Source organism: Terribacillus halophilus (assembly GCF_900101385.1).
Classification (GTDB): Bacteria; Bacillota; Bacilli; order Bacillales; family Amphibacillaceae; genus Terribacillus; species Terribacillus halophilus.
Window position 1 is genome coordinate 1 of the sequence record NZ_FMZB01000002.1, and the last position, 16,000, is coordinate 16,000.

At 44.8% G+C, this 16,000-nt stretch carries 13 protein-coding genes; 7 read left to right on the forward strand and 6 right to left on the reverse strand.

The genetic code is table 11. From position 1 onward, the window contains the following. The first annotated feature begins 115 nt into the window (after positions 1-115). A protein-coding gene (locus BLQ53_RS19400; RefSeq protein WP_425288279.1) for an IS3 family transposase occupies positions 116-1,650 on the forward strand; the annotation gives its coding sequence in 2 pieces (ribosomal slippage) (positions 116-755 and positions 755-1,650; 1,536 coding nt in all). 193 nt (positions 1,651-1,843) lie between these two features. Here the strand turns inward: BLQ53_RS19400 and BLQ53_RS03295 are convergent. After that, a complete protein-coding gene (locus tag BLQ53_RS03295) occupies positions 1,844-4,051 on the reverse strand; it encodes a processed acidic surface protein (protein ID WP_093725877.1) in 2,208 nt (735 codons plus the stop codon). Positions 4,052-4,317: 266 nt separating this feature from the next. On the opposite strand from BLQ53_RS03295, the gene BLQ53_RS03300 reads away from it, so the two are divergent. Next, on the forward strand, positions 4,318-5,433 hold the full coding sequence (locus tag BLQ53_RS03300) for a hypothetical protein (protein WP_093725878.1): 1,116 nt from the start codon (positions 4,318-4,320) through the stop codon (positions 5,431-5,433). 93 nt (positions 5,434-5,526) lie between these two features. On the opposite strand, the gene BLQ53_RS03305 is transcribed toward BLQ53_RS03300, so the two are convergent. Continuing rightward, on the reverse strand, positions 5,527-7,116 hold the full coding sequence (locus BLQ53_RS03305; RefSeq protein WP_093725879.1) for a SulP family inorganic anion transporter: 1,590 nt from the start codon (positions 7,114-7,116) through the stop codon (positions 5,527-5,529). A gap of 480 nt (positions 7,117-7,596) precedes the next feature. On the opposite strand from BLQ53_RS03305, the gene BLQ53_RS03310 reads away from it, so the two are divergent. Further along, the gene (locus BLQ53_RS03310; protein ID WP_093725880.1) at positions 7,597-7,905 is read left to right on the forward strand and encodes an ArsR/SmtB family transcription factor; all 309 of its coding nucleotides are present in this window, start codon (positions 7,597-7,599) and stop codon (positions 7,903-7,905) included. Positions 7,906-7,923: 18 nt separating this feature from the next. Then, a complete protein-coding gene (locus BLQ53_RS03315) occupies positions 7,924-8,889 on the forward strand; it encodes a cation diffusion facilitator family transporter (protein ID WP_093725881.1) in 966 nt (321 codons plus the stop codon). Between the two features lie 72 nt (positions 8,890-8,961). On the opposite strand, the gene BLQ53_RS03320 is transcribed toward BLQ53_RS03315, so the two are convergent. From BLQ53_RS03320 to BLQ53_RS03335, 4 genes are all read right to left on the reverse strand, one after another. Next, positions 8,962-9,318 carry a hypothetical protein gene (locus tag BLQ53_RS03320; RefSeq protein WP_139180838.1) on the reverse strand — a complete coding sequence of 119 codons (357 nt, stop codon included), beginning with the start codon at positions 9,316-9,318 and terminating at the stop codon, positions 8,962-8,964. A gap of 142 nt (positions 9,319-9,460) precedes the next feature. Beyond that, positions 9,461-10,711: an MDR family MFS transporter gene (locus BLQ53_RS03325; RefSeq protein WP_093725883.1), complete on the reverse strand. Its 1,251-nt coding sequence runs from the start codon at positions 10,709-10,711 to the stop codon at positions 9,461-9,463. 100 nt (positions 10,712-10,811) lie between these two features. Beyond that, positions 10,812-11,777, reverse strand: coding sequence for an alpha/beta hydrolase (locus BLQ53_RS03330; RefSeq protein ID WP_093725884.1), 966 nt, complete (start codon positions 11,775-11,777; stop codon positions 10,812-10,814). A gap of 49 nt (positions 11,778-11,826) precedes the next feature. Next, on the reverse strand, positions 11,827-12,927 hold the full coding sequence (locus BLQ53_RS03335; RefSeq protein ID WP_093725885.1) for an NAD(P)/FAD-dependent oxidoreductase: 1,101 nt from the start codon (positions 12,925-12,927) through the stop codon (positions 11,827-11,829). Positions 12,928-13,037: 110 nt separating this feature from the next. Here BLQ53_RS03335 and pepT point away from each other — a divergent pair, with 110 nt between their 5' ends. The 3 genes from pepT (at position 13,038) to BLQ53_RS03350 (ending at position 15,444) form a co-directional block, all read left to right on the forward strand. Beyond that, positions 13,038-14,273: a peptidase T gene (pepT, locus tag BLQ53_RS03340; RefSeq protein WP_093725886.1), complete on the forward strand. Its 1,236-nt coding sequence runs from the start codon at positions 13,038-13,040 to the stop codon at positions 14,271-14,273. Positions 14,274-14,371: 98 nt separating this feature from the next. Next, a complete protein-coding gene (locus BLQ53_RS03345; RefSeq protein WP_093725887.1) occupies positions 14,372-14,824 on the forward strand; it encodes a MarR family winged helix-turn-helix transcriptional regulator in 453 nt (150 codons plus the stop codon). A gap of 14 nt (positions 14,825-14,838) precedes the next feature. Continuing rightward, complete coding sequence (locus BLQ53_RS03350; protein WP_093725888.1) at positions 14,839-15,444, forward strand: alpha/beta hydrolase; 606 nt, start codon at positions 14,839-14,841, stop codon at positions 15,442-15,444. Positions 15,445-16,000 lie beyond the last annotated feature (556 nt).

The following is a 16,000-nucleotide window of genomic DNA, read 5'->3' on the forward strand; positions in this document are numbered from 1 at the left end:
TTTTCTGCATAAAAAATACCCTCCAAATTGACACTTAGTTTAAGTGTACCACTTGAAGGGTGTTTTTTTATGTCCCATTTGACTAGGTTAGTCTAACTTGAAGGGGAGTTTTTATTTGCCTAATTATCGTTTCACAAAAGAATTAAAACTAGAAATCATCCATGCTTGCGAATCAGCCAGTATTAAGCAGGTGGCCACAGCTTATAACGTCAATCCATCCACAATAAAGAGGTGGAATCAGCGATATCGCTTGCTTGGTGAAGATGCTTTAGAAAATAAAATTATTTGGAAAACCTACACGAAAGAGATCAAACTGGCTGCCGTAAAAGATTATCTATCCGGTCAATACTCCAAGAACGAGCTACTAATAAAGTATGGAATTTCCACTGATAGCCTTCTGACAAAGTGGATAAACCTTTATACTAGTCATAGAGAATTGAAAGACAGCGGGAAAGGAAGTTTAATCTCTATGACCAAAGGGAGAAGGACGACATTTGAAGAAAGGCTGGCTATCGTAAAGGAATGTCTTGATGCCGGGAAAGATTATCGGAAGACAGCTGAAAAACATCAAGTATCTTATCAACAGGTATATTCCTGGGTGAAGAAGTTTTTGGCCGAGGGTGCAGAGGCTCTTCAGGATAAACGAGGATCAAATAGGGACGAGAAGCTTCTTTCTCCGGAGGAGAAAAAAGCTAAGGAACTGGAACTGGAGAATGAAAGGTTGCGTGCGGAACTTGCCTTTCTAAAAAAGCTGAAGGAATACGAAGGGAGGCGTTTCTAAAGCTGCCGCCAATAGAGAAATATACCCTGCTTCAAGAAGTGATAGCCGAGGGGTTTTCCACTCAACTCGTTTGTGAGATAGCTGGAATCGCAAGGTCGAGTTATTATAAGTGGCTAAAACGGGTTGACACCCCCCTAGATATCGAAAACATGGTCATTGAAGAGGAAATGCGTCGATTGCACACGGAACATAATGGTATCTATGGATACCGTCGCATGAGACTGTACATCCAAAAATTCATGAAGAAACCTATTAATCATAAGCGCATCTATCGCCTGATGAATAAGGCAAAGCTAGTCTGTGTCATACGAAAGAAAAGACCTGCCTTTATTAAATCTACTCCTCTCTATACTGCGGAGAATATCTTAAATCGTGAATTCCAGGCAAGCGCACCAAACAAGAAGTGGGCAACGGATGTAACCGAGATGAAATACGGAAACAAGAAGCTGTACCTCAGTGCCATCTTGGATCTATGTGACGGGTCTATCGTCAACTATGTTTATTCTAAATTGAATAATAATGGTTTAGTCATGAACACCATAGATGGTGCACTGGAGAAAGAACCACAAGCCACTCCCCTTCTACATAGTGATCGTGGCTTCCAATACACTTCGCATGCATTCAAAAGAAGGATAGATACACAAGGTATGACACACAGTATGTCAAGAGTGGGGCGCTGCATTGATAACGGACCAATGGAGTCATTTTGGGGTGCGCTAAAAACTGAAATGTATTATTTAAAGAAGTTTTCTACATATGAAGAACTGGCTTCAGCTATCGATAATTATATTCATTTCTACAATACAAAAAGATTACAAGAAAAAAGAGAAGGCCTTAGCCCCCTCGAATACAGGGCTAAAGCCTTCTAACTATCTTTATTATTTCCACTGTCTACTTGACAGGGGGCAGTTCACGAGGAAGGCCTTTCATCATTTTTTCTTCTTTAGATTTGATTCATTACTGTAGCGGCTGGTAATCTGCTTATCCGAGTTATCTTTAATCCCAAAAAGATTTTTCGGGATCAGCTGTGATGACGGCAGCCGGAAAATTGTCAGCCTTGTCTTACTTGGTTCTATATTTCATGCGTCGGTTCCTTGCATACAGAATGACACCAGCAGCGGTCAAAGCTAGCCCTGCCGCCACTATATTCCCTATTGGAGAAGCAGTATCCGGCAGACGCTGACCTTCTTTATCTGGATGATCTTGATTTTTATCTTTATCTGACTCTTGCCCTACACTTTCTGCAGTCTTATAAGTAAGTGTGATTTCTTCTGCCTCCTTTTCGGGTTCTTCAAGCTTTGGATTCTGTACTCCATCAGTCTTCTTTTCCTCCGGAGAGACTTCCGGCGCATGGAGTAGGTTTTGATCAAATTGCTCGCCATTAACAGAAAGGTCTAACAGAAATTCATCTTTCGTGTCATACAATTCAACTAGAAGTGTCTGTTTGCCAATATCGGTGATCTGGGAAAGCTCCTCGATTGTCACTTCCCTTTCTTCATCACCATCCATTAGATAGAACTTTGCTTTGAGCTGGAATAATTCAATGAAGTCATACCACAAAGACACCAATTCTTCTCTCTGTCCTTCATCCAGATCATTTAGACTCTCAAAATCACCTATAGCCTTTGCACGTTCATTCAGTGACGCAATCTCATCAATAGTGTCATCTGAAATACTGCCCAGCACAGACTCCAGATGATCGTATAGCTTCCTGCCTTCCTCTTTGCTGATACCCATTTCTTGTAAAGCAGAGGATGTTTGATCCCAATATGTGTCAAAATCATTACTGCCCTTTCTGTAGACATAGTCCGTCAGTTCTTCCACGTTTTCAAAGTCGGCCAGTGTCATATCATCAGCTGCCAGCAGCTGGTCAAATTCATCACGGCTTAAGCCCATGTTCTCCAACAGGACATATACAGAAACTTCATTAACATCTTGATACATTATGTCATCGATTTTGCCCATGTTTGTATAGCTGTATAAGTCAAAGCCGCTTGCTGCAAACAAATCAGCTAACTCTTCCAATGCCATATCAAGTTCATCAGCTAGTGCCTGTAATTCCTCTGCCGGCACACTTTCTTCCGCCTCATCCTGTGGGCTATTGCCTTCCGCCGGATCTGATACAAGCTCATCAGTACTTTCCGGAGCAGGGTATTGAATCATTCCATAACCATACAGCCCATCACGGCCCTCCTGGCCAAGATCCGTGCTATATTGCTGCAGACGCTGCCGCAATTGTGCATTTGTATCAGCCGGAAACTGCTGCTTCAAAATAGCAAGCATGGCAGAGACATGGGATGTTGCCTGGGATGTCCCGCTCATCACTCCATAATCAGCGCCAGGTAATGTACTTTGGATATCTGCTCCTGGAGCTGCAAACTCCACTTCATCCCCAACCGAGGAAAACGAGGTGATATTATTGTTCGAGTCGGTGGCGGATACCGCAATGACAGGCTCATAAGCAGCAGGATAATCCACTGGATGGCCAGCTCCTTCATTACCACTTGCAGCCACTAACAAAATACCAGCTTGATAAGCCTTTCCCACTGCATCCTCCAATGTATCGCTTTTATCTGCTGTTCCCATGCTTAGATTAATAATGTCCATGTTTTGCGTAATGGCCCAGTCTATTCCTTTTAACAAATCGGAAAGATATCCTTCACCGGTCTCATCCAGCACTTTGACGGCATAAAGATCAGCATCCGGCGCTATACCATCTATCCCTTTTCCATCGTGCTTTGCTCCGATGATACCAGCTACATGTGTGCCATGGCCCTCATCATCTTCATAAGAAGTAGTATAATCGACGGCCGAAAACCCTCCGGTTATTTCTAAATCCGCATGCGGGTATATGCCGCTGTCCATGATAGCTATCTTCACGCCATTGCCAGTCAGCCCATCTTCCCAAGCCATAGGAGCATGGATGGATGCAAGATTCCACTGTTCCAGGGCTGTGGCTTGCGAAGTTTGACTTTCACCATTATCCGCAATACGGATTTTACTATCAGGTTCCACATATTTAATATCAGGGTCTTGCTTCAATTCATCGATCGTTTCTGTATCTGCAGATATGGCAGCAGCTGATAAGTGGTCATACTGCTCCTCCACTGCAGCACTGCTGTCCTGAATTGCTTTTTCACCCTTTTCGTTTTCATAAACGACGACCATCTGTTTTTCTTCTTCCGCATATACATTCTCCGTCGGTAACTGGAAGATAAAACCAGCCAACAACAAAACAATGATACGCTGCATTACTAAAAGCTTATTCATTTGCCAATATTCCTCTCCACCATAGAATCCTGCTATTTATATCGGTATAAATCAAGCAACATAAAATGCAATGCACCAATTTCTCAGATTACTAGTAAGAGATTAGTATTTTTAACTCATTTTTCAAGAATTCGGCAACTTACGTGATTTATTTCAGTAAAATAGGGTAGGGTTCAACAAATAATTACATAATTTCACAAACGCAGTGGATGCTGGACGGCTATCCTGTTACTAGCATAAGTGGTACTGCAGAAAGGAGCAAAAAAGTGAAAAAAATATGGCTAATGGTTTTACTGTTATCAATCTTGCTTGTATTAGGAGCTTGCAGCCATGGCGGAGCCGCGAGAGAGTCCGCAGAAGTAGAGAAAAAACCAGTACTTATAAATGGAGAATTGGAGCGCAGAACAGGCAGTGATGTGGAAATCATGTATCATAATGAAGATCCGAATATAACCTTCCAGCAAGGAGATGTCACTTTTACTGTTGATAAATATCAAGTATCGTATGCTCCGGACATTATCTTCCCCGCTGACAAAGAAGGTGGGAAAATTTATATAGTGAGCCTGCAGACAATTGTTGAAAATCAATCAGGAGAGACCGCTGTAATCAGGCCTCCTTTCATAGAACATGGAGAAAATATTGATTTTCATTATATTGACAATTCTTATCTTGCCGATGAAAGCATTCTCTTTCCAGATACCTTGGATCTATCGCTTCAGAACGGTGAGAAACGGAGTGGAATTTTAGAATATGTATTGACTCAAGAAGAATTAAAATCAATGGAAAACGCTCATGTTCGCTATTCTGCCCCAGTGGTAACAATAGGTGATAAAGAAGAGACATCATCATTTATCCAAGACGTTCCTCTTGCTTTAAATGAACAGTCAGAAGAAGCCGTGAAGGCCCAAAATGAAATGTATCCTGATCGCAGTATTCAGGACGGATTCGTGACGGATAAGGAATTACTTTCACAATCGTCAATTGAAAAGAAAATAGGAGACGAAATACAACTGAATGTAAGAGGAGCTCAATTCACTCGGATACAGCCCGCACCAGATGCCAATCTTATTGATTTTTACAATGCTTCCAGCCTTACTGCCTTAACGCTGGATATCGACATAAAAAATAATACAGCAGATCCATTCGATCCTGCTTATATAGGTGCCACTCTGCATACCGATGATAATATGTATTTCGATGAGATTTTACTAAGCAATGGCGACCTTGAAATCTCTCCTGATGATTCAGGTAAGTATTATTTGACTGTTCTAATGGAGAACAAAGATTACCAGACAATAGAGCAGTTCGACTTAGATTTGAGCGTATATAAAGAAGATGGACACCCACTGGAAGAAGCAACATTAAAAATACCAAAAGAATAGCCTCATTTGCAGAAAATATAAGAAATATGCAAGCAGCCTACATCATTCATTAATGTTGCTGCTTGCTTTTTTGTTAGTTTTTTTACATCACCCTTATGAGGTACAAATTCGGACAGCTTCCTCCCGTTTGCTCACAGTGTACGCTTCCCCAACCTTGGCAAGCAGGCCGGTTTTATGAAGCAATCGTTCCGGCTGACCATGCACACCGAGAAAGAGCAATTGTTTATCGGCGGCTTCATAATGGTCAACGAGCTTATGCAAAGCTGCTTCGGCGGATGTATCCATATAGGAAACTTTCTGCATATCCAGGATGAGGGAGTCTGGCTCCTCCTCCATCGTCTTTTCCACCACTTCTTCCAAGATGTCGGTCGATCCGAAGAATAGCGGACCTTCGAACTGCCACATCCGCACCCCGTCGGTTTCTTTGACCTGGATTTGTTCGTCTTTAACGAAGAGTACGGTGCTCATACGTTTGACAAAAACGACAAAGGCAAGCAGCAAACCACAGCCAACACCGACTGTCAAATCGGCAAGTACTGTCAACGCAAAGGTGACAATTAAGATGAATGAATCAAACGTCCGCATCCGGATTATATGAGCTACTTCCTTCCGCTCGCTCATATTCCAGGCGACAACCATAAGAATCGGCGCCATGCTGGCGAGTGGGATTGCAGAAGCAAATGGTGCAAACAGAAGCAGGATGATCAAGACAAAAGCACAATGCACCACACCGGAGACAGGAGAGTAAGCGTTGCTCCGTATATTCGTTGCTGTCCGGGCAATCGCTCCCGTGGCTGGAATACCCCCAAAAAGCGGAACAGCAATATTCGCTACCCCTTGTCCGACTAGCTCCCGGTTGCTGTGATGCTTTGTTTTTGCCATATTATCAGCAACTGTTGCAGACAAAAGTGATTCCACACCGCCCAACAAGGCAATCGCAATTGCAGATGGCAACAAGTAAATGATCTTGTCCAACGTGAAAGCGGGTAACTGGAGCTGCGGCAGCTGACTCGGTATATCCCCGTACACACTGCCGATGGTAGCTACCTGCCCATGGAAAAAGAGCACTGCCACAACCGTCGATAAAATCAAACCTATAAGCGCCCCCGGTACTTTCGGCAGGAGTTTTGGCGTAAGGAGGATGGCAGCAAGAGATACAGCCGCAATGATAAGGCTGTAGACATTGATTGTATCCACGGCCGCAAACAGCGCTTGCATCTTCTGAAGGAAGCCTTCTTCTTGCTCTGCTTGTATGCCTGTGAAATTCCCGATTTGCCCAGTAAAGATAATAACAGCGATTCCGGCCGTAAACCCGACTACTACTGGCCGCGGGATGAATTTTATCAAGCTGCCAAGCTTGAGCAGACCGAGTATGACAAGCAATACCCCAGCCATCATGCCTGCCAGCAATAGGTCCTGATAGCCAAATTGAATGACAACCCCTAAAAGAATTGGAACAAATGCACCCGTCGGTCCGCCGATTTGAAATCTCGATCCGCCCAGCAATGAAATAAGCAGACCACCGATGATGACTGTATACAGTCCATATTCGGGATTGACACCCGATGCGATAGCAAAGGACATCCCAAGCGGTATGGCGACGACTCCGACAATGATCCCCGCAATGATATCCCTGCGCAGCGCTTGCATATTATAGCCACTGTATCTTCCAAGTCTTTTCATTTCATCACTACCCCCTTTTTGTTGTCACCTTGCCTTTTTCCATTGCATACATTGCAAGAAGCTTCAGAGCTCCAACCTCCCCCACAGATTCGTTGGCTATAAGTATTCGACAAATGCCGATATTTGTATATCGTACCCATTGGCTATAAATCTTGCCATTCTCATAAAAGAACGCTTGCTTTGTTTAGTTTGTTAATACTAACTATCATCCTGCCTCTATAGAGCCGGATACGTAAAATCCTAGTAAATAACGTCAGATAAAGACCGCTTTGTAAAATGTTTATTGGCATTTTGTTTGGAAGATACTTTTTTCCTAACTCCTTCTGCCTGTTACTTATCGCATAGCTAATACGCAGCCATCATGCTATTCTCCTCTTTTGAGTAATAGAATTCTTATAAATGAAAGAAACATTAGAATTTGCTTAGAATATTTATATATGCTAATATATGCATATAAGCAAATAAGAGGAGCGTCTGCATATGAAGTATGATACACATTCGGAACTGACGGAAGAGCGATTGACACATGTTTCGCAGATCTTCAAAGCACTCGGTGATCCGACACGCATACGAATCCTGCACTTGCTGCTCGATCGGGAATGCAGCGTCAATGAGATTGCTGAGAAGCTGGAGATGAATCAATCCACCGTCTCTCATCAGCTGAGCTCGATGAAAAAGATCCGGCTCGTCAAATCGAGACGGGAAGGCACGACAATCTATTATTCACATGATGACAAACACGTCATCGATTTACTGACTGAAGCTATCAACCACGCCTGCCATAATTAATCTATCGGAGGAATATGTATGGGACACGGACATGCACACGATCATGGACATGGTCATCATCACCACGGACACAATGCGAATAAGAAAGCTTTATTGATCAGTTTTATTCTTACGGCGGGATTCATGCTGGTGGAGGCCATCGGCGGCTTCCTGACGAACAGTCTTGCTTTACTTTCGGATGCAGGACATATGCTTAGTGATGCTGTATCACTTGGCGTCGGCCTGTTTGCTTTCATACTCGGTGAGCGAGTAGCCAATTACAGCAAGACATACGGTTATAAACGATTCGAGATACTGGCTGCGCTTTTCAACGGCGTCACCTTGATCCTCGTCTCCCTTTATATTTTTTACGAGGCCGTCCAGCGTTTCCGTGAGCCTGCCGAAATAGCATCGGGTGGCATGCTGATCATTGCCATTATCGGCTTCCTCGTCAACGTCCTGGTCGCCTGGATCCTGATGCGCGGTGATACGAGTGAGAATTTGAATGTACGCGCAGCCTTCTTGCATGTAATTGGCGATTTGCTCGGTTCAGTCGGTGCGATAGCTGCTGCATTGCTCGTCCTTTTGTTCGGGTGGAATTGGGCTGATCCAGTTGCAAGTGTCATCGTTGCTGCCCTGGTGATCACGAGTGGCTGGCGGGTTACGAATGATGCCATTCATGTACTGATGGAAGGAACACCAAGAAATGTTGAAATGCAAAAAATCATCGATTGTATCGAAAAGGCACCAGGTATAATCTCCATTCATGATTTGCATGTGTGGAGCATCACCAGCGGACAGAATGCCCTTTCCTGTCATGCAGTAGTACAAGGTGACTTGCTGGTCGAACAAAGCCAGGTAATGCTGCGCAAAATCGAGCATGATCTGGAGCATCTGGGAATCGGTCATGTGACCATCCAGATGGAGACTGCTTCCCATACACATGAAGAATCACTCATGTGCCAGCACGATGCGGACGCTCATACACATATTCACGCGCATTGAAAAAGACGAGGATGATACCCTCGTCTTTTTTATGCGGAAGGGACAGAACCAATGTCTAGCTGTGATTACTCATTAATTGCCGAATAAAAGTTCCGCCAAGCGTTTTCCAAATATCACGACTACTCCGGAACCAGCCCCAAGCAGGGAAATGACACTGATGAAGATAGCACCTTTGACACGCAGCTTTTCCTTTTTGAATGTGGAATTCGATTCGAGTTCCTGTATCTTTCTTTCCTGTTCGTACAGTCTCTCCATGATCTGATCCTGCGCATCCATTTGCTTTTCCAGTGTAACAGCCATTCTTCCTGTATGACCGTCAATGTTTTCAAGCCACTTTCCCAACGGCAGCAGCCTCTCATTAATGCTGACCAAGTCTTCCCTGATGCCATCGATATCCCGTTGAAAATCCTCCCGTAGCTTTAGCTGCATTTCCAGGAGCTCCGTACGCAAGATGTGCTCATTATTATTTGCGGGTCCCAAACTTCCCTGCCCCTTTCTGCGCATCCTGCCCCTTCCAGTTTCATACTATGCATGTACTTTCGTGTCCGATTGTGTCCGCACTTGTAGGGCTTTAAACCACCTTTTGTTCCGCTTCAAGTTTCCTGATATCCAGATTAGGCGTAATCATATACAAAATGAAAGTCCCTGCAAGACCAATCATAGTGAGCAAGATACCCATTGTGATGGAGGACAGGAAACCGCTGAGCGTGACTGTCAATGAAACGATCAACATCGATAAATTATACTGAAGCGCCCCGAATGCCATGTACGCACTGCGTTTATCGTCAGGCGGAATCGCCGCCATATAAGACTGTTCTACTGGAACCCGGAACACCTCCCCGATTGTAAGGACTGCCATCATAATGAACAGCACCCAGATATCATTCGAGAATGTCAGGGCTGCATAACCCATCGTAAAAATAAGGCAGCTGGAAACAAGCACCACTCTATCTTTCATTCCGACAATGAGTTTGGCAGCAAACAAGGCAAGCAAGGCTACCAGAATCGTATTCTCGCTCCGCAAAAGCCCCATCATTTTCACGCCATCCACTTCCCAGAACAGGAACTTTTGAGTCGGCATCTCTTCAGCCAGCCGGATACCAATATAGCTTGTCAGCTGGAATTCCATACTTAAGACCAGGATTCCCCCCGCGATGAACCAGACAAACAATCTATCCCGCATAACGGACTGATAAGTGCCAAAAATCTGGGTGATGTGCTGGAATGGTTTGATTTCCACTTTCTCTGGAAAATGTGTCTCCGTAATATAAAAGTAGACAACGAACAACGTCGCTGCCGCTGCGATCGTCAGTGCCATGAATAATTCGAATAGATAGTTCTCAAACATGAAGGCACCGGCGATTCCACCTAAAGCGATGGATAAGTTACTCGCCCAATAGCCGATGGAATAAATCAGCCGTCGCTGATCTGGCGTACTGACGTCAATCAGCATGGCATCATTGGCAGGTCCTGCAAGTCCCCAGCAAATGCTGTTCAGCATGATCATGCTGTATGTAATCTCAGGTGACTCGAACCATGGTGAATTACTTACCATCATCGTGAAAAATGCCACCAGCCTGAGCGCTTCAGCTAGCAGCATAATCTTACGCCGTCCGAACAAATCACTGAAATAACCGCCGATCAAGGACATCCCGATTCCGACGAATACATTGACGAGCAGCAGCAGCCCCGCTACTTTAGCCCCGAAATGCATTGCCAGATAGATAGTCATGAAGGGCGTCACCATACTGCCGATCAAGCTGGAAACGAAGGATTCCACAAGCCTTATCTTTATATTTGGATGAAAATCCCGAAATCGCATCGAATTCCCCCTTTTCAATATTTTCTAATTATATAGATATCTTACAAGAAATTCCATGGGTATCTAAATAAAAAATGACCTCCAGGCTAAAAGCCAGAGGTCATTCCGAATGTGTGCGAAGGAAATCGATCATATGATCGAAGCTGTATTGCGCTTCATCCAAATATAATTTCCGCTGATATTCATGTCCAGCAGCTGGATGGGAAGTGTCGAAGAACATCCTTTCCACCTCTACTCCGATCGAATCCAATGCATCTGCCATCTCTACACTTTGCGGATGCAGTTTATCGGACTCTCCAGATGAAATGAAGGCAGGAGGGTAATCCGGCGTAATCTGGAACACTGGTGACATATCCCGCAGACGCGGATCACTGTTAAAATTCTTATTACCGGTATAAGACCAAAGAAATGTCGTCATATTATTGAAGCCTGTCTGCTGCGCCTGTTCCAGATTCAAGACGCCATTATAAAGCAGAACACCCTTAAGTTGGTCCGACTGGAGCGCCGAGTTCTCGCCAACGACCGATTCAGTAGTTGGATTGGTCGCCATGGCCGCAACCATGCCCGCAAGATTCGCCCCCGCTGAGCCTCCGCCGACAAAGACCTGCTCTGTATCGCCGTGGTAACGCGGTGCTTCCCGCAGCGCAAAACCGATCGCATCATTCAATTGATAGAGCTGAGCCGGAAAAGTATATTCCGGTGCCAGTCCATAATTCACGTTCACAACCAGGTAACCTTTTGAGGCTATCCACATGGTGAAGGGATTCTGAGCATCCTTGTCACCGCCGATCCATCCGCCGCCATGGATATAGATGACGATCGGAAGTGTGCCTTGGTCATCTTCTGGATAATAAAAATCCAATCTGCCATCATAGTTTTCGGTTGGATAGACAATATCTTTCACAGCAACGACATTATCCGGGTAAGGAACATCCGGTTGTTTATCACTTTGATCAATTGCCATAAAAGCTCTAATCTCAGAGGAAAAGAGACTGCCGATAAGGAGCAGGATACCAATTGCCAACAGGATGGCTCCCGGTATCCATACTCTTTTTCTCCGCAACATACTTTCTCTTTCCTCCCCTCTGTCCGCTCATACGCTGTTCCATTTTAGCTTATAACAAATAGGCTGCAATATCCACGCCTTCGGTCTGTCCAAGTATTGCCTCCGCTACCAACTTACCGGAATATGGAGCAAGATTCAGACCAGCAGGGCCAAATCCCGCTGCTAAATGAAGTCCTGTCACATCCTTCACCGGACCAAGGATTGGATAAGGATTTGGACCCGCAGGGCGCAGGCCGACACGGAATTCTGCCACTTCTTCATTCGCAAGGCCTGGTGCGACTTTCAATGCCTCCCGCACTACTTCCTGCATGCCGGCAGCCGTTAGTTTCGTATCATAGCCTGATCCCACTTCCCTCGTTGCGCCTGCGACGACTTTCCCGCCATCGAAACCGAGTAAATAATGGCTGCTTTTCGGCAGAATGACCGGCCAATTGCTTGTATCGGCGTCCACCTGCATATGCATGATCTGGCCTTTCTGTGGTTCGACCGGCAGCTTAAGGCCGATTGGTTCCAACAGGTTATTAATCCAAGCACCTGCTGCTGCAATGATCGCATCCGCTTTGATTGTCTCATCACCGACACGCACACCGGATACTTTGTTGTTTCCTTCATGAAGCAATTCCCCTGCTCCTTGAATATACCGAACGCCGTGTTTTTCTCCTGCATCAAGCAATGCCTGCAGCAGCTGACGCCCGTCCACACGTGCTGCACCTTCCAGATAGAGAGCTGTCATGTCTTCCCGCAATGGCGGGAATTTCTCTCTCGCTTCTTCTGCACTCAATCTCTTGATTTCCCCGATTTCTGGTGTCTCAACCCGCTGTTTATAAGCGAGTTTTTCCAGTTCATCCAGCCGTTTCTCACTGGCACTCACATATAAGGCCCCGACTTGCTTGTAGCTGACATCTGTCTGACCGTCCTCTTTCAGCAGCTCCAGCAGCTTCGGATAATAAAGCGCCCCCGCTTTAGCCAATGTAAAATAAGGCTTGATCCGAACACGTTTGGACAGCCACGGAGAAATGATACCCGCACCGGCTGCCGTAGCCTGCCCTTTCGCTTTTGAATCGATGATCGTCACTTTCTTCCCGGCCCTCGCCAGATGATAGGCTGCGCTTGCTCCAGCTATACCTCCGCCGACTACTGCAATATGCATAACACTTCCCCCAGTTTCGTTTTCTCCCTATTATACACACATGCTGCAACTGTTTCAGGATGGACCTTTCGTGCTACACTAGAAACATAAACTTCAAGGAGATGAAGATAATGAAGCACACATTGATCGACCGTCTTACTACATATGCAAAAGTGGATACACAATCCAATGAAGACATCGAAACGACTCCTTCCACTCCCGGTCAGCTTGAGCTCGCCAATATGCTAGTCGATGAGCTGAAACAAATCGGCATGGAAGAAGTGACGATCGATGAGAATGGCTATGTAATGGCGACACTGCCGGCAACAACCGACAAAGACGTTCCAGTCATCGGGTTCATGGCCCACGTCGATACAGCGACGGATTTCACTGGAAAGAATGTCAACCCGCAAGTTATCGAAAACTTTGATGGAAATGATATCACCCTTAATAAAGAGCTTGATGTCGTCCTTTCGGCAGCTGAGTTTCCTGAATTGCCTGGCTACAAAGGGCATACTTTGATGACGACTGACGGCACAACACTTCTTGGTGCCGATAACAAAGCCGGCATCGCAGAAATCATGACTGCAATGGAATATTTGATTCAGCATCCGGAGATCAAGCACGGCAAAATCCGCGTCGCCTTCACACCCGATGAAGAGATAGGCCGGGGACCGCATAAATTCGATGTCGATGCTTTCGGTGCAACTTACGCTTACACAATGGATGGCGGTCCACTGGGCGAATTGGAGTATGAAAACTTCAATGGTGCCCAAGCGAAAATCACATTCAACGGTAACAACGTGCATCCGGGTACAGCCAAGAACAAAATGGTCAACAGTATGAAAATCGCTATGGAATTCCATGCCAAGATACCTGATGATGAAGCACCGGAATATACGGAAGACCGCGAAGGTTTCTTCCATCTGCTTTCTTTCCAAGGAGATGTCGAGCAGACAAAACTGCAATATATTTTGCGTGATCATGATCGAGACAAATTCGAAGCGAAAAAAGCTTTGTTCGAAGAAATCGCTGCGGAAATAAAAGCAGCATACGGAGACAAAAGCATCGAACTGGATATGCGTGACCAATATTACAACATGCGCGAAAAAATAGAACCAGTCATGGAAATCGTCGATATTGCATCTGACGCAATGAAGCACCTTGATATCGAACCTGTGATCAAGCCCATCCGCGGTGCAACAGACGGCTCCCAGATTTCTTACATGGGATTGCCGACACCGAACGTCTTTACAGGCGGCGAAAACTATCATGGTAAATTTGAATACATCTCCGTCGACAATATGGAAAAAGCGACAAAAGTTATCATCGAAATTGCAAAACTTTTCGAGCAACAGGCCAAGTAAATATGGAGCCGGGGTTTCCGGCTCCTCCATTATTGACATTCTGATGATAATTGCATATAATTATCTCGAATTCGAGACAAAAAGGAAGCGTGAAAGCTATGGCAACAGACAACGTAGGCTTATCGTTAAAGCTATTCATTGTATTGACAAGGGCTCTCCAGTCCATCAAAAAACGGATCGAGGAAGACATCAAGAAGCAAGGGATCAATTTAACGGAATTCGCTGTGCTGGAACTTTTATTCCATAAAGGAGATCAGCCGATCCAAAAAATCGGCAGTAAAGTTTTATTATCCAGCAGCAGTATCTCGTATGTAGTGGATCGCCTAGTCCAAAAAGAGATGATCAGAAGACGTCCCTGCCCAGAGGATCGACGCATTACATTTGCCACTTTGACAGATAAGGGCCGTGCATTCATGGAGGACTACTTCCCGAAACATGAACAAGCGATCCATGGCATTCTGGCAGGCCTTGACGATGATGAAAAAGCGCAAGTCATCGAGCATATCAAAACACTGGGATTATATGCCGAGGGTACTTCTACCAATAAATAAAAGGAGGAATAAATATGATTCATGTATTTAAGGCAGCCAAACAAGCAAACAAACCGACCTTTCTATTGCTGCACGGTACTGGCGGTACAGAAAAAGATCTGATACCGCTGGCTGATATGATTGATCCAGAGGCAGCTGTTTTGAGCGTCCGCGGAAACGTCTCCGAACATGGTATGCCCCGCTTCTTCAAGCGTCTGGCAGAAGGTGTCTTTGATGAAGAGGATTTGATTTTCCGTACCGGAGAGCTGCGTGATTTCCTTGATGAAGCAGCTGAAAAATATGAATTCGATCGTGATAATATTATTGCAATCGGCTATTCCAACGGTGCCAATATTGCAGCAAGCCTGCTCTACCATTTCAGCGATTCGCTAAAAGGAGCGATTCTGCATCATCCGATGGTGCCTAGACGAAATATCACACTTGCCAAGCAGCAAGGAACACCTATCTTCATCACTGCAGGCGACAATGATCCGATTTGCCCGAGATCCGAAGCAATCGAGCTTGAGCAAATGCTGCGTGAAGCTGGTGCTGACGCATCCATTCACTGGGAAAGCAATGGACACAGCCTCACCCATACAGAAGTCCAAGCAGCAGCGGAGTGGTATCGTAAACATTTTTGAGAGGCTTGAACCATAATAATTTGACTAAATAAATGGCCGAACTAAGATGCAAAATGTTCCATGAATAGTTGCACTTGTTCGGCTTTTTCTGACACTGCAGCAAAGCATTCCATCCGGCAGAATACTTCACAATGGAGCCTCTTCCTTCTTACCGAAACACTGAGCCGTAATTTTGTGGCTATTATTACTTTTTTATGTCTTTCCTTCTTTTGTTTAAACAAGTGCTCACCAATGTATATTCACAATATGGTATAATTTATCAAAAATGAAAGAAATTTTTAACCAGATGCAGCAGCTTCGTTTAAGCAGGAAGGGGATTTACATTGAATAGAGCATATAATACATTTACTATAATCTTTAATAGCCTTTTGGTATTATTCTCCTTAGGAGTCATATGTACATCTTTAATAGGATGGAATGAACTAGACAGATCACTACTTTATCTTCTGCTAGGTATAGCTATATTTGTCGGTCGTTTGGCCTCGATTATAAAAACATACAAGCAACAAAGACACACATCACATTGAATCCACTTTTCAAGGTTAGAGAAAACAGA

Coding starts and splice junctions, on each gene's coding strand:
- pepT (WP_093725886.1), top strand. CDS start 13,038: ATGAAGCACACATTGATCGACCGTCTTACTACATATGCAAAAGTGGAT.
- BLQ53_RS03295 (WP_093725877.1), bottom strand. CDS start 4,051: ATGAATAAGCTTTTAGTAATGCAGCGTATCATTGTTTTGTTGTTGGCT.
- BLQ53_RS03320 (WP_139180838.1), bottom strand. CDS start 9,318: ATGCAGCTAAAGCTACGGGAGGATTTTCAACGGGATATCGATGGCATC.
- BLQ53_RS03330 (WP_093725884.1), bottom strand. CDS start 11,777: ATGTTGCGGAGAAAAAGAGTATGGATACCGGGAGCCATCCTGTTGGCA.
- BLQ53_RS03335 (WP_093725885.1), bottom strand. CDS start 12,927: ATGCATATTGCAGTAGTCGGCGGAGGTATAGCTGGAGCAAGCGCAGCC.
- BLQ53_RS03310 (WP_093725880.1), top strand. CDS start 7,597: ATGAAGTATGATACACATTCGGAACTGACGGAAGAGCGATTGACACAT.
- BLQ53_RS03345 (WP_093725887.1), top strand. CDS start 14,372: ATGGCAACAGACAACGTAGGCTTATCGTTAAAGCTATTCATTGTATTG.
- BLQ53_RS03350 (WP_093725888.1), top strand. CDS start 14,839: ATGATTCATGTATTTAAGGCAGCCAAACAAGCAAACAAACCGACCTTT.
- BLQ53_RS03325 (WP_093725883.1), bottom strand. CDS start 10,711: ATGCGATTTCGGGATTTTCATCCAAATATAAAGATAAGGCTTGTGGAA.
- BLQ53_RS03305 (WP_093725879.1), bottom strand. CDS start 7,116: ATGAAAAGACTTGGAAGATACAGTGGCTATAATATGCAAGCGCTGCGC.
- BLQ53_RS03315 (WP_093725881.1), top strand. CDS start 7,924: ATGGGACACGGACATGCACACGATCATGGACATGGTCATCATCACCAC.